At 72.7% G+C, this 13839-nt stretch carries 11 protein-coding genes and 2 tRNA genes; 2 read left to right on the top strand and 11 right to left on the bottom strand.

Annotated features, from left to right (window positions below; genetic code table 11):
- Positions 1-123: 123 nt before the first annotated feature.
- Positions 124-1215, bottom strand: a complete 1092-nt coding sequence (locus tag GC722_RS05115; RefSeq protein WP_156608480.1) for an alcohol dehydrogenase catalytic domain-containing protein — start codon at positions 1213-1215, stop codon at positions 124-126.
- 200 nt (positions 1216-1415) lie between these two features.
- Between GC722_RS05115 and GC722_RS05110 the strand changes: the two genes are divergently transcribed.
- Both GC722_RS05110 and GC722_RS05105 read left to right on the top strand, forming a co-directional pair.
- Positions 1416-1489 (top strand) — tRNA-Asp (locus GC722_RS05110).
- A gap of 72 nt (positions 1490-1561) precedes the next feature.
- A tRNA-Phe gene (locus GC722_RS05105) sits at positions 1562-1635 on the top strand.
- A gap of 127 nt (positions 1636-1762) precedes the next feature.
- Here GC722_RS05105 and GC722_RS05100 read toward each other — a convergent pair.
- From GC722_RS05100 to GC722_RS17635, 10 genes are all read right to left on the bottom strand, one after another.
- Complete coding sequence (locus tag GC722_RS05100) at positions 1763-3103, bottom strand: NAD(P)/FAD-dependent oxidoreductase (RefSeq protein ID WP_156608478.1); 1341 nt, start codon at positions 3101-3103, stop codon at positions 1763-1765.
- A 68-nt stretch (positions 3104-3171) separates the two neighbouring features.
- Positions 3172-4221, bottom strand: coding sequence for an alpha/beta hydrolase (locus tag GC722_RS05095; protein ID WP_331714399.1), 1050 nt, complete (start codon positions 4219-4221; stop codon positions 3172-3174).
- A gap of 28 nt (positions 4222-4249) precedes the next feature.
- The gene (locus GC722_RS05090; RefSeq protein WP_156608473.1) at positions 4250-5296 is read right to left on the bottom strand and encodes a DUF4870 domain-containing protein; all 1047 of its coding nucleotides are present in this window, start codon (positions 5294-5296) and stop codon (positions 4250-4252) included.
- Positions 5297-5346: 50 nt separating this feature from the next.
- Positions 5347-5562: a DUF3073 domain-containing protein gene (locus GC722_RS05085; protein WP_156608471.1), complete on the bottom strand. Its 216-nt coding sequence runs from the start codon at positions 5560-5562 to the stop codon at positions 5347-5349.
- A gap of 116 nt (positions 5563-5678) precedes the next feature.
- Positions 5679-6734 carry a phosphoribosylformylglycinamidine cyclo-ligase gene (gene purM / locus GC722_RS05080; protein WP_331714398.1) on the bottom strand — a complete coding sequence of 352 codons (1056 nt, stop codon included), beginning with the start codon at positions 6732-6734 and terminating at the stop codon, positions 5679-5681.
- A complete protein-coding gene (gene purF, locus GC722_RS05075; RefSeq protein WP_331714397.1) occupies positions 6735-8285 on the bottom strand; it encodes an amidophosphoribosyltransferase in 1551 nt (516 codons plus the stop codon). It lies immediately after the preceding gene.
- A gap of 58 nt (positions 8286-8343) precedes the next feature.
- On the bottom strand, positions 8344-11019 hold the full coding sequence (locus GC722_RS05070) for an exo-rhamnogalacturonan lyase family protein (protein ID WP_331714396.1): 2676 nt from the start codon (positions 11017-11019) through the stop codon (positions 8344-8346).
- A gap of 118 nt (positions 11020-11137) precedes the next feature.
- The gene (locus GC722_RS05065) at positions 11138-11863 is read right to left on the bottom strand and encodes a rhamnogalacturonan acetylesterase (RefSeq protein WP_197429808.1); all 726 of its coding nucleotides are present in this window, start codon (positions 11861-11863) and stop codon (positions 11138-11140) included.
- Positions 11860-12840: a carbohydrate ABC transporter permease gene (locus GC722_RS05060; RefSeq protein ID WP_331714395.1), complete on the bottom strand. Its 981-nt coding sequence runs from the start codon at positions 12838-12840 to the stop codon at positions 11860-11862. The genes GC722_RS05065 and GC722_RS05060 overlap by 4 nt, the downstream gene beginning before the upstream one ends.
- A 10-nt stretch (positions 12841-12850) precedes the next feature.
- The coding region (locus GC722_RS17635; protein ID WP_197429807.1) for an ABC transporter permease at positions 12851-13839 on the bottom strand (989 nt) is incomplete at its 5' end.

Here is a 13839-nt window from a genome sequence, read left to right as displayed (position 1 = left end):
GGTCCGGGATCGCGCGAACTTACGTCACGTATCTCCGGGCCCCGCACACCGCCACCGGGCAGGAGCACCGGCCGGGGGCACCGAGGATGCGTTCCCGGTCCCGCCCGGGTGTCGTCGCCGGCGTCAGCCGTTGGGCAGGATCGAGACCTTGACCGAGGAGCCGCTCGTGTCGGCGACCAGGTCGAGGGCCTGCTGGAAGTCGGCCAGGCCGACCTGGTGGGTGCAGATGTCGTCGACCGGGACCTTGCCGTCCTCGAGCATCTTGATCGCCGCCGGCCAGCAGTACGGGCCGAGGTGGGCGCCGAGCACGTCGAGCTCCTTGTCGTCGGAGATGATCGTCCAGTCGACGGTGACGTCAGAGCCGAAGACGGAGTACTCCACGTAGGTGCCGAGCTTGCGCAGCAGGTTGAGGCCCTGGCCGACGGCGGACGGGTGGCCGGTCCCCTCCAGGTAGACGTCGGCGCCGTAGCCCTCGGTCAGCTCCCGGACCCGGGCGACGGCGTCCTCGCGGGCGACGTTGATCACCACGTCGGCGCCGCAGCGGCGGCCGAGCTCGAGCTTGTCGTCGTCGAGGTCGAGGGCGATCAGCAGCCGCGGGTTCTTCTGCCGGGCACCCAGCACCAGCCCCAGGCCGATCGGTCCGCAGCCGGCGACCACCACCACGTCCTCGAACGTGATGCCACCCCGCTCGACGGCGTGCAGGGCGCAGGACAGCGGCTCGGCGAAGGCGGCGTGGTGGGGGGCGAGCTCCTTCGACACCCGGTGCACGCGGGCCCGCGCCGGCACCAGCAGATACTGCGCCATCGCCCCGTCGAAGCTCTTGAACCCGAAGATGTCGTGGGGGCCGCACATCCAGTACTGCCCGCGCCGGCAGTAGCGGCACTCCTCGCACGGCACGATCTGCTCGCAGACCACCCGGTCGCCCAGCTGCACGCCGTGGCGCTCCAGGGCCGCCTGGTCGCCGCGGACCACGTCGCCGACGAACTCGTGCCCGGGGATCCGGCCCCGCTCCACGTAGGGCGGGCGGTCCTGGTCGCCCCAGAACTTCGCAGCGCCGTGGTAGCACTTCAGGTCGCTGGCGCACACCCCGACCGCGCGGACCTCGAGCAGCATCTCCCCCGGCCCGGGGACCGGGACGTCGACCTCCTCCAGCCGGTAGTCCTCGGGTCCGTGGACGACCACGGCCTGCATGCGGGTGGGGATCTGCTCGGACATCACTGACCTCCGTCGGGCTCGGCTGCTCGCCCAGAGTCTGGCGTCCCGGGCCCGTCCGCGCACCACCGGGTCCTCCGCACCGGGTGCGACGGCGGCTCCCGGGAGGCGCCGCAGCGCTCGATTCGCTCCGCCCCGGTCCCTGCGCTATAGTTTCGGATCGCTGGCCGGAGACGGCCGGAAGAGGCCCTGAGCACGATCTGGGCCCCGTGGCGCAGTTGGTTAGCGCGCCGCCCTGTCACGGCGGAGGTCGCGGGTTCGAGTCCCGTCGGGGTCGCGAGAGCGGTGATGATCCATCCGGATGGTCACCGCTTTCGATCGTCGTGGTCCTGGTGCCCAGGGTCCCCGCGGCCAGGTAGCTCAGTTGGTAGCAGCGTTCGCCTGAAAAGTGAAAGGTCGCCGGTTCGAGCCCGGCCCTGGCCACAGTCGAGGCCCCTCCCCCTGCGGGGAGGGGCCTTCGTCGTCCCCGGCCCCGGACGGGGCGAGGCCTCCTGGTCCCGGGTACGCGGACGGCCCCGCACCCGGGAGGGTGCGGGGCCGTGCCGACGGGTCACTGCTGGGCGGCCTCGGCCAGCTTCTCCTCGCCCTGCTCCATCTGCTGGGCGCGGGCGATCGCCGCCATCTGCTCCTTGCGCCCCGGGGTGTCGGCCACGTCACCGACGATGGCCACCGAGTTGCGGGGGTAGCTGAAGTAGCGGGTGGCCAGGCTGACCATGGCCTGGATCCGGTTCCGGCCGCCGAGCAGCATGTAGATGTGCAGGGCGACCCACGCCACCCAGGCCGGGAACCCCTTGAACTTGGGCCCGCCCTTGAGCTCGACCACGGCGTCGTTGCGGCCGATGGTGGCCATGGTGCCCTTGTCGAAGTACTTGAAGGGCTTCATCGGCTGCCCCTTGGCGAGGGCGACGATGTTGTGGGCCACGTGCTTGCCCTGCTGCATGGCCGGCGGGGCCACCTGGGGCAGCGGGTCGGTCTCGATCATGGCGCAGTCGCCGATGCCGAAGATGCGCTCCTCGCCCTTGGCCAGCAGGGTGTCCTCGAGCAGGATGCGTCCGCCGCGGCCGATCTCCAGGCCCCACTCGCGCACGATGGAGTAGCCGCCGATGCCCGCGGCCCAGATGACCAGGTCGGCCTGCATGGTCTCGCCGCCCTTGAAGTCGACGCTGTCGGCGCGGACCTCGGCGATGGCCGTCCCGGTGCGCACCTCGACGCCGCGCTTCTCGAGCTCGCGGCGGGTGTACTCGCGCAGGTCGGGCTTGAAGGGGCCCAGCAGGTGGTCCATCATCTCGACGAGCACGACGCGGACCCGGTCGCGGTCGATCTCGGGGTAGACGACCGGGACGCCGTAGGTGCGCATCTCGGCCAGCGAGCCGGCCATCTCGACGCCGGTGGGGCCGCCGCCGACGACGATCACGGTGAAGCCGCGCTCCTTGGCGGCCGGGTCGGCGGCCAGGCGCTCCATGGCACCGAAGATGGTGTCGCGGACCTCGATGGCCTGGCGGCGGGTGTACATCGAGCGGGTGTACTCGGCCGCACCCGGGATGCCGAAGTGGTTGGTGGTCACGCCGTTGGCCACGACCAGGTAGTCGTAGTCGATCGGCGGGCCGTCGTCGACCAGCACCTGCCGGTTCTCGCGGTCGATGCCGGTGACCAGCGCGCGGCGGAACCGGGCCAGCCGACGGTGCTGCTTGGCCACCAGGGCGCGCAGCGAGTAGGTCACGTCCCCAGGGTTCAGACCGCCGGTGGCCACCTGGTACAGCAGCGGCTGGAACGTGTTGTACGGGTGGCGGTCCACGAGGGTGACCCGGCAACCGAGCTTCGTCAGCTCGCGGGTAGCCGACACACCTCCGAAACCGGCCCCGATCACCACGACATGGGGTGCAGTGCTCATGCCCTCATTCTTGCGCGTCGCCGCGCCGGGAGACGAATCGGGTGACCCGCCGGGGAGTGTGTCCGCCGTCACCCCCGACGGGGCGGCTCCGCAGCCGGTCGCGGATCGATACGGGAGGGCCGGGCGGGGGTGGGCTGCTCGGGCGTGGGCGCCAGCAGGTAGCCGTTCAGCCAGCGTCCCAGCTCGGTGAAGGTGGTGCTCCGCGCGGGCTCGTCGGAGAGCACCAGGTCGTGCATGCCGCCGTCGATGCGCACCACGGTCACCAGCCGTCCGAGGCGGACGGCTCGCTGGGCGATCTGCTCCACGTCCAGCACGATGTCGGCCGCCCGGAGCTCCGGCTGCCAGGTCCGGCGGAAGTCGCTGCGGGCCGAGCACATCACCAGCACCGGCACGTCGATGGTCAGCCCCGCGGCCACCCGCTTGTGGCCCTCGAGCACGGCGCGCAGCCAGCCGACGCGCACCGGCCACGCCGGCGAGGCCTTCCAGGCCAGGTCGTAGGACCACTCCCCCTCGCGGCTGACGTGCAGCGCCCGGGCGTAGAGGCCGGGGTCGGGCAGCCTGAGCACCGCGGTGGGCAGCCGCTGGCCGAGCCCGCTGAGGATGGGCGGACCGAGGGTGCGCAGCATCGCCGACCCCTGCAGGTCCAGCCACGGCGAGTTGAGCACGACGCCGTCGAGCTCACCGGGGCGCTGGTCGGCCCACAGCGCGCCGACCAGCCCGCCGGTCGAGTGGCCCATCAGCGTGACGCGGGGGTGGTCGGCCCTGATGACCTCCAGCGCCGCGTCGAGCTCCTCGCCGTAGAGGTCGAGGTCGTTGATCCAGCCCTGCAGCTGGCCGGGCCGCAGCGAGCGTCCGTAGCGGCGCAGGTCCACGGCGTGGAAGGCGTAGCCGAGCCCGGCCAGGAAGTCGGCGAGGTGGGTCTGGAAGAAGTAGTCGTTCCAGCCGTGCACGTACAGCACGGCACGGTCGGTGTCGCGTCCGGCGACACGGCGCACCAGCGTGGCCGTGGGCGGGTCCTCCGGCTCCCCGGGGGCGGTCTGCGCCCCGGGGAGCGGGAGCTCCCGGGCCTCGTAGCCGGGCAGGACGTCAGGGCGCCACGGGCCCGGTGGCGTGGCCACGGTCAGCCGGCGGCGGGGTCGGCGGGCGTCACTTCACCCAGCTGACGTTCACCGGGTAGCGGTAGAAGTCGCCGCGGTTGGCCGCCATCGCGGCCATGATGCCGAACACGAGCGCCGCCACCCAGGCCACGAACCAGGTGATGAAGCCGACGCCGACCGTCATCAGCACCCCGCTGACCACGTAGACGATCGTCACCAGGATCGAGAAGTTCAGCGCCTGGGCCGCGTTGGCCCGGATCCACTCCGAGCGGTCCCGGTAGACCAGGTAGACGACCAGCGGGCCGAGGAAGCCGGTGACGATCATCCCGACGTGGCTGAGGGTGCCCCACAGCCGCTCCTCCGACGGGGGCACGGCCAGCGCACCGGGCGGCGGGACCTGCTGCCCCGGGTAGCCGCCCTGCTGGCCGTAGGGGTCGTGGCCACCCGGCTGGGCCGGCGGGTAGGAGCCGGCGGACGCCTGGGCGTAGGGCTGCTGGCCGTAGGGATTGGCGCTGGGCTGGGAGTACGGCTGCTGCCCGTAGGGGTTCGCGCTGGGCTGGGAGTACGGCTGCTGGCCGTAGGGGTTCGCGCTGGGCTGGGAGTACGGCTGCTGCCCGTACGGGTTCGCACTCGGCTGGGAGTACGGGCCGGCGGGCGGACCGGACGGGCCCGGCGCGCCGGAGGGACCGGGCTGCGTGTGGCCACCGGCCTGTCCCCCGGCGGAGGTGCCGTAGGAGCCGGGGTCGGCGCTCGCCCGCTGCGGCGGGGCGCCCGCGTCCTGACCCGCGCCCGGCTGGCCGTCGGCGGGCTGACCCGCGCCCGCGTCCTGCGCACCCGGCTGGGCACCCTCGCGGGCGTCGCCGGGTTCGCCCCAGACCTGCTCGGTCTCGGTCGGGGTCGCCTGGTAGTCCGGGCGCCCGTAGCTGGGCGTGACGTAGCTCGGCCCCGCGTAGCTCGGGGTGTACCCGGCCGGGGCCGGACCGTCGGCGGCGCGCTGGGCGCGCTCGGACTGCTGCTCCGGCGTCAGGTCCCAGAACCGCTCGGCGGAGTCCGGGCTGCCCGCGGGCTGGCGCTGGGGGGCGTTCGGGTCGCTCATGCCAGCAGGCTAGCAACCCGGCGGGTTCTCACCCCCCGTCGACGGGGCGGCTAGACCGAGCGGCGGTACTGGCCGTCCTCGTCGTCGTCGTCGACCGCGTACTTGTCCGCGAGATCGGTGTAGGGATCGGGCACCTCGTGGTGCTCGTCGCCGGTGGAGCTGCCCCGGAGCTCTCGCTCCAGCGAGGTCAAGTCCGTACCGACGCTGCGGTACTTCAGCTCACGGGCAACCTTGGTCTGCTTTGCCTTTGCACGGCCGCGCCCCATATGGGTCGACCCCCTCGCGTCTCAGCGCGCGGACGAGCCGCGGCTCTTTGTGGTCATGTCGTGGCGCCAATCTACCCGAGCGGGGAAGTGACGCAAAGCAGGGAGGCCCGGAGTGGTCAGCGGTGGTCGCCGACGAGCTCCACCCGACCGCCCGGGACGTCCTCCACCCGGCCGCAGACCCAGGCCGGCAGACCGCGCGAGGCCAGCAGCGAGACGGCGGTGTCGACCGACTCCGGGGGCAGCACCGCGACCATGCCCACGCCCATGTTCCAGGTGGCCTCGACGTCGGCGGCGGTGAGCCGGCCGAGCTCCTGCAGCACCGAGAACACCGCGGGCGGGGTCCAGCTGCTGCGCTCGACCACGGCCGAGAGGGACTCCGGCAGCACGCGGGAGAGGTTGTTGGCCAGTCCGCCGCCGGTGACGTGGCTGAGCACGCGGACCTCGCAGGCCTCGGTGAGCGCCAGGCAGTCCAGGGCGTAGATGCGGGTGGGCTCGAGGAGCTCCTCGCCGAGGGTGCGCCCGAACTCGGGCACCTCGCGGTCCAGGGCCCAGCCGGCCTCGGCCACCACGTGGCGCACCAGCGAGTAGCCGTTGGAGTGCAGCCCGGAGGCGGCCATCGCCACCAGCACGTCGCCGGGGCGCACCCGCTCCGCGCCCAGCATCTTGTCCCGCTCGACGATCCCGGTGGTGGCCCCGGCCACGTCGTAGGCGTCGGGCTCGAGCAGCCCGGGGTGCTCGGCGGTCTCGCCGCCCAGCAGCGAGGCGCCGGCCAGCACGCAGGCGTCGGCGATGCCGGAGACGATGTCGGCGATGCGCTCGGGCACCAGCCGGCCGCAGGCGATGTAGTCGGTGACGAAGAGCGGCTCCGCGCCGCAGACGACCAGGTCGTCGACCAGCATGCCGACCAGGTCGTGGCCGATGGTGGTGTGGACGTCCATGGCCTGGGCGATCGCGACCTTGGTGCCCACCCCGTCGGTGGAGGTGGCCAGCACGGGGTGCTGGTAGCGGGCCAGCGTGCTGGCGTCGAAGAGACCGGCGAAGCCACCGAGCCCGCCGATCACCTCGGGACGGCGGGTGCGGCCCACCGAGGTCTTGAGCAGGTCGACCGCCCGCTCCCCCGCCTCGATGTCGACGCCGGCGCGGGCGTAGGCGGACGTGTTCGGCGCGTCCACTCAGGCCTCCACGGACTCGGGCACGCGGTCGGCGACCGGCTCGGCGGCGCCGTCGGCCTCGTCGAGCTGCAGCGCCGGCTGGGTGGAGGCGGCGTCCAGGCCGTGCCGGCCGGTGCGCTCGGAGAGCGGGATCTCGACCGGGTACACGCCGTCGAAGCAGGCCCGGCACAGGTCGTCCTTGGGCAGCGTGGTCGCCCCGACCAGGCCGTCGAGGGAGATGTAGCCCAGCGAGTCGGCGTCGATGGAGCGGCAGATCTCCTCCACCGAGAGCCCGTTGGCGATCAGCTGGGCGCGGGTGGCGAAGTCGATGCCGTAGAAGCAGGGCCAGCGCACCGGCGGGGAGGAGATCCGCACGTGCACCTCGGCGGCGCCGGCCTCGCGCAGCATCCGGACCAGGGCGCGCTGGGTGTTGCCGCGGACGATCGAGTCGTCCACCACCACCAGCCGCTTGCCCTCGATGACGTCGCGCAGCGGGTTGAGCTTGAGCCGGATGCCGAGCTGGCGGATGGTCTGGCTGGGCTGGATGAAGGTCCGCCCGACGTAGGAGTTCTTGACCAGGCCCTGGCCGTAGGGGATCCCGGACTGCTCGGCGTAGCCGATGGCGGCCGGGGTGCCCGACTCGGGCACCGGGATCACCAGGTCGGCCTCGACCGGGTGCTCGATCGCGAGCTGGCGGCCGACCCGGACGCGGGTCGTGTGGACCCGGCGGTTGCTGATGGTGGTGTCGGGCCGGGCCAGGTAGACGTACTCGAACAGGCAGCCCTTGGGCTCGGGCTTGGCGAAGTGGCGGCTGCGCAGCCCGTCCTCGTCGATGGCGATCAGCTCGCCCGGCTCGATCTCGCGGACGAAGGAGGCGCCGACGATGTCGAGGGCCGCCGTCTCGCTGGCCACCACCCAGCCCGTCTCCAGCCGTCCCAGCACCAGCGGGCGGATGCCCTGCGGGTCACGGGCGGCGTAGATGGTGTCGTTGTCCATGAAGACCAGGCAGAAGGCGCCGCGCAGCCGGGGCAGCACCTCCATGGCGGCCTCCTCGACGCTGAGGTCCTCGTAGGTGGCCAGCAGCGCCGTGACCAGGGTGGTGTCGTTGGAGGAGTCCATCGTCACCTTGTGGCTCACCGGCTGGGCGTTGGGCCGGCTGGCCAGCCAGGCCTCGAGCTCGTCGGTGTTGGTCAGGTTGCCGTTGTGGCCGAGGGCCAGACCGCCGGTGGCGGTGGGGCGGAAGGTCGGCTGGGCGTTCTGCCAGACGCTGGCGCCGGTGGTCGAGTAGCGGGTGTGGCCGATGGCCACGTCACCGCGCAGCGAGGCCAGCGTGGACTCGTCGAAGATCTGGCTGACCAGGCCCATGTCCTTGTAGACCATGATCTGCGAGCCGTTGCTGACCGCGATCCCGGCCGACTCCTGGCCACGGTGCTGCAGGGCGTAGAGCCCGAAGAAGGCCAGCTTGGCGACCTCCTCACCGGGCGCCCAGACCCCGAAGACACCGCAGGCGTCCTGGGGTCCACGGTCCTGCGGATCGATGTCGTGGTTGAGGCGACCGTCGGGGCGAGGCACGCAGCGAGTTTAGCGGCTCGCGCCCAGCCCCCGCCCCGCGCCCCGCCCCGGGCGGTGCTCAGCCCGGCAGGTGCTCCCCCACCAGGGCCAGGTTCTGGATCGCGGCGAGGCCGTACTGGGCGGCGTCGTTGGTGCTGACCGGACGCACCTCCTGCACCACCTCGGCCACCTCGTGACCGGTCACCGTCACCACGTCCCAGGGCATGGTCTGCAGCGGGTTGGTGTTGAGCTGGTCGCCGTCGCCGATGTCGAAGGCGTGCCAGGCCAGCCGGGCCAGCTCGGCGTCCCCGGTGCGGGCCGCGGCCCAGGCGGTCAGCCGGCTGTGGGCCTGGATCAGCGAGATCCCCGACAGCGGGGCCCCCACCGCCTCCTGCTGCGCCTCCGGCCCGGCCAGGTAGAGCCGGCAGTACCGCAGCCAGGCCTGCTCGAAGCCCGGCGCCTCCTCCGGCGTGCCGGCGGTCAGCGCCACCAGCTCCGAGCAGATCTCCACCAGCCCGAAGACGGCCGAGAGGTGGGACACCCTGACCCGGTCCCGGCTGGTGTCGAAGCGGCCGGTCTCCAGGTCGAGCAGCGCCTCGCCGGTCAGGAAGCCCTGCGGCAGCGACCCGATGTCGGTCATGGTGCCCAGCAGCCGGTCGCGCGCGCGGGTGTCGCCGTGCCGCTCCCAGCGGGTGAGCCAGGCCGCCGCCAGGGCGCTCCAGTCCGTGCCCAGGCCGACGGCCAGCGCCGACGGGTCGGGGGTGTAGACGTCGGTGCGGACCTTGCGGGTGGGGTCGATGGCGGTGAAGGTGCGCTCGGGCTCGGCGAGCTCGTCGAGCAGGTCGCCGGTGCGCTCGTCGGCGGTCAGGTAGTAGAAGAAGCGGCGGTAGGCCGCCGTGGAGATCCGCAGCTGCTTGGCGCTGCAGCCCCAGTGCTGGACGTTGTGCCGGGTGCCCAGGCCCTTCCAGCGGCCGGCGTGGTAGACGTCCACCTCGCCGGTGTGGCGGGTCATCGCCTCGGCCAGCCGGAAGACGTCGGCCCGGCCGGTGCGCAGGAAGGAGTACCACAGCCACAGGTCGGGGCTGAGCTCGGAGTTGTCCCAGGCGTAGCCGCCGACGTCGTAGCGCCACTGGTGGCGGTCGTGGTCGTAGGTGTGCATGACGTCGCCGAAGTCCCAGAAGCCGTACCAGCGCCGCTGCTCCACCTGGCCGGCGTAGTAGTCGAGCAGGAGGTCGAGCCGGTCCTCGATGGCGGCGCGGGCGGGGGTGCTGCGGTCGACCAGGGACCAGTCGCCGAAGACGCCGGCCGCGTGCAGCCGCTCCGGCGGGCAGACCAGCAGGGCCGGGTCGCCCAGCGCGGCCGCGTGCTCGGACAGCTCGGCCCCGGTCGGGGTGGCGGCGTGGGCCCGCAGGGTGAGCTCGGAGGTGCGGGCGATGCCGTGGGCGTCGCCGAAGCCGGGCTCGTAGTCCTCGTAGGTGATCTCCAGGCCCTCGAGCTGGCTGGCGAAGTCGTCCTGGCCGAGGCCGTCGTGGTAGAAGCGCAGGTCCATCGCCGGCGCCGACGGCGACCACATCCACACCGTCGCGGTGGCGGTGGCGGTGGCCGCGCCGCGGACGTCCAGCCGGGTCGGGTGCTGCTGCCAGAAGTTCCGGAGCCCGAAGCCGAGCCCGCCGCCGGCACCGCCGAGGTAGCCGTAGCCGGCCGAGCGCCGCCCCGACGGGATGGTCACCCAGGACCGGCCCGCGCCGGTGCGCTTGCGTAGCAGGTAGCCGTCGGCGCTGGTCTGGTCCAGGGTCCAGTCGTTCCAGGCCGGGATGAGCTCCAGCCGCCGGGAGACCTCCGGGGCCCACTCCTGCACCGGCGGGCAGGGACGTCCCTCGACCTGCGCCCGGCGGACCTGCTCGCCCGGGTCGCGGCGCAGACCGGTGAGGCCCCGGACGGCCTCGGTCAGGAAGCCGACCGCCTCCTCGTCGCGGCCCGGTCCACCGGCGGTGCCGGCCAGCCGCACGTGGCGGTCGTGCAGGGCGTCGCGCATCGGCACCGAGGCCCGCAGCCCCAGCCCGGCCAGGAAGTCCCGGTCGGCGTCGCCGTCCCAGACCAGCGAGTGCACGACCCGCAGCTCCTCGGAGCCGGCGGCGAGGACCAGCCGGACGGTGAACGGCAGCCAGGCGCCGCGCCCGCCCCGCGTCGCGGCGGCGGAGGGCCGGGCGTGGCGGCCGGTCAGCCGGACGACCGCGCGCAGCGGACCCGACTGCTCCACCACCACCTCCTCCACCAGCCCGCGCAGCTCCTCGCGCTCGACGTGGCCGCCGGCGTCGGGGGTGGGTCCGCCCTGCCAGAGGCTGACCAGCTCCACCGGGCCGACCACCGTGCGGCCGTCCCGCTCGGCGGAGCCGACCAGCAGCGGGCCGCTGGTGGGGATGGTCCAGCGCACCACGCCGGTGTCGACCACCACGCCGTCGGCGGACTCGCCCACCCTGACCACCGGGCCCTCGACGGGCGCGGGGTCGGCGGTCGGGGTGAGGGTGTACCCCGCCGCCGGGTCCTGCTGCGGGCCGATCGCGTGGGCCGACCACTTGACGCTGCCGTCGGGCCAGCGGGCGGTCACCCAGCTCTGCACCGGCACCGGCCGGCCGTCGGCGGTGGCCAGCGCGAAGCCGTCCCCGGCACCGACCGTGCCGCGGGCCCAGGGCACCCCCCAGGTGGTGGCCTGGGGACGGGGACGGGTCAGCCAGCGCAGCGGGGTGGGGGTCACGGGGATCCTCTCGCGGGGTCGGTGGGTCGGGGGTGGGTGTGCCGGGTCGTGTGTGTGGGGTGCGGGTGTGTGGCGTTCGGGTGTGTGGGGTGCGGGTGTGTCAGGTGCGGGGCGGTGGTCAGGCGGCGGGGCGGGACCAGCCGGCGGCCGTCCACAGCCCGGCGAGCTCCTCGGCCACCAGCTCGGCCACCGCCACGGCGCCGTCGAAGGAGAAGTGGGTGTCGTCGGCGCAGCCGTCGGGGTAGAGCGGGTGCTCGCCGCGGCCGAAGTGGGTGAACAGCGCCCGCGACCCCTCCTCCCCCAGCCGGGCGTAGAGCTCGGTGGTGCTGCGTGCCAGGTCCAGGCACGGCCAGCCGCGACGGCCGGCGAGCTCGCGGACCGCGCCGGGGTAGTCGCCGTGGGTGTCGACGAGGCGACCCTCCACGAAGCGGCGACGGGCCACCGGGGTGCACAGCACCGGCCGTCCACCCCGCTGCAGCACCTCCTCGCCGGCCCGCTCCAGGTTGGTGGTGTAGCCCGTGCGGGCGGCGAGGTGCTCGGCCTTGGAGTCGTTGTGGCCGAACTGCAGCAGGACCACGTCCTGCGGGCGGAGCTCGGCCAGCAGCGCCGCCCACAGCCCCTCCTGCCGGTGGCTCTCCGTGGTGGCCCCACCCCGGGCGGTGTTGAGCACGGCCACGGTGCGGACCGGTTCCCCGGCCCGCACCGCCGCCTCGGTCAGCCGGCGGTTGAGCGGGGCCCCCAGGTGGGGGCCCCAGCCCGACATCGGCGTCTCCGTGGCCGGGCAGGCCGCCACCGTCGAGTCCCCGGCGAGCAGCACCCGGGGACCCGGAGCGGGATCGCTCACCCCTTCACCGAGCCGATCAGCATGCCCTTGGCGAAGTGCTTCTGCAGGAAGGGGTAGACCAGCAGGATCGGCAGCGTCCCCACCACCACGGTGGCGAACTTGATCCCCTGCTCCGGCGGGAGGTACTGCGGGTCGAGCTGGCCGAGGGTGGAGGCCATGTCGGCCGAGACGGTCACCTGCCGGATGAACATCTGCAGCGTCCACTTGTCGGAGTCGTCGATGTAGAGCAGGGGCGACATGAAGTCGTTCCAGATCCCGACGGCGTAGAACAGCGAGAAGGTCGCCAGGATCGGCTTGGACAGCGGCAGCACGATCCGGAAGAACACCCCGATCTCGGAGCAGCCGTCGATCCGGCCGGCCTCCTGCAGCTCCTCGGGCAGCTCCTGGAAGAAGTTCTTGATGATCACCAGGTAGAACGGGCTGATCGCCATCGGCAGGATGAGCGACCAGTAGGAGTTCAGCAGCCCCAGCTCGCGCACGATCAGGAACGTCGGGATCATCCCGCCGCCGAACACCATGGTGAAGATCACCAGGTTGAGCACCAGGTTGCGTCCCGGCAGCGCCTTGTGCGCCAGCGGGTAGGCCATCGTGGCCGTCAGCGCCAGCTGCACCAGCGTGCCCACCGCCGTCACCCCCACCGTCACCAGCAGGCTCCGCACGAAGGTGCCGGTGGAGAAGATGTAGGCGTAGGAGGACAGGTCGACGTCGTTCGGCCACAGGAAGAACGGCCGTGAGGCCAGCTCGGCCTCGCTGGCGAAGGAGCCGGCGATCACGTACAGGAACGGCAGCACCGTGATCACGGCCAGGGCGACCAGGACCAGCAGGTTCAGCCCGTCGAAGAGACGGCTGCCCAGCGACTCCTTCTGGCCGCGCCGGCGCAGCGGCTGGGTGCCGGGACCGCTGCGGCCGCGGACCGAGCGGGGGTCGTCCAGCGCCGCCGCCTGGACCTCACGGCCCGGTTCGTCGAGTGTGCTCACTGCCCCCTCCTCAGAACAGTCCGCGCTGGCCGACACGGCGCGCGATCCAGTTGGAGCCGAAGATCAAGATGATCCCGATGACGGCCTTGAACAGCCCCACCGCGGTGGAGTAGCTGTACGAGCCCTGCGTGATGCCGAGGTAGTAGACGTAGGTGTCGAACACGTCGGCGACCGACCGGTTCAGGCTGTTGGTCATCAGGTAGATCTGCTCGAAGCCGGTGTCGAGCAGGTTGCCCGACAGCAGGATCGCCATGATCACCACGGTCGAGGCGATCGCCGGCAGCGTGACGTGCCACAGCTGCCGCCACCGGCTCGCGCCGTCGATCTTGGCCGCCTCGTACAGGTTCGGGTCCACCCCGGTCAGCGCGGCCAGGTAGATGATCGTGCCCCACCCGGTGGACTTCCACAGGGTCTGCAGGATGATCAGCGGCCGGAACCAGTCGGGGTCGGCGAGGAAGTCGAAGCGGTTCCCGGTCAGGCTGTTCGCCGCCGCGGTGATCGCACCGACGTCCAGGGCGAAGAGCAGGTAGGTCAGCGAGGCCACGATCGTCCACGACAGGAAGTGCGGGATGTAGATCAGCGACTGCACCGTCCGCTTCACGATCTGCAGCCGCAGCTCGTTCAGCAGCAGCGCCACGACGATCGGCGCCGGGAAGACGATCACCACGTTGAGCGCGGCCAGGATCAGGGTGTTGCTCAGCAGCCGCGGGAAGTCGGGGCTGGAGAACAGCGCCTCGAAGTGCTTGAACCCCACCCAGGGACTGCCGGTCATGCCCAGGAAGGGCAGGTAGTCCTGGAAGGCGATCGTGATCCCGTACATCGGGGCGTACTTGAAGATCGCGAAGTACACCACGCCCGGCGCCAGCAGCAGGTACAGCCAGCGGTAGCGCAGCAGCCGCGCCTTCAGGCTGACCTTGCGGTCCACGTGCCCGGGTGCCGGGGGCGTGGCCCCCGACACCCGGCTGCTCTCGACCGTGGTGCTCACTGCAGCTCGGCGTA

Source organism: Auraticoccus cholistanensis (assembly GCF_009742705.1).
GTDB classification, from domain to species: domain Bacteria; phylum Actinomycetota; class Actinomycetes; order Propionibacteriales; family Propionibacteriaceae; genus Auraticoccus; species Auraticoccus cholistanensis.
This window is presented reverse-complemented; position numbering and strand designations above follow the sequence as displayed.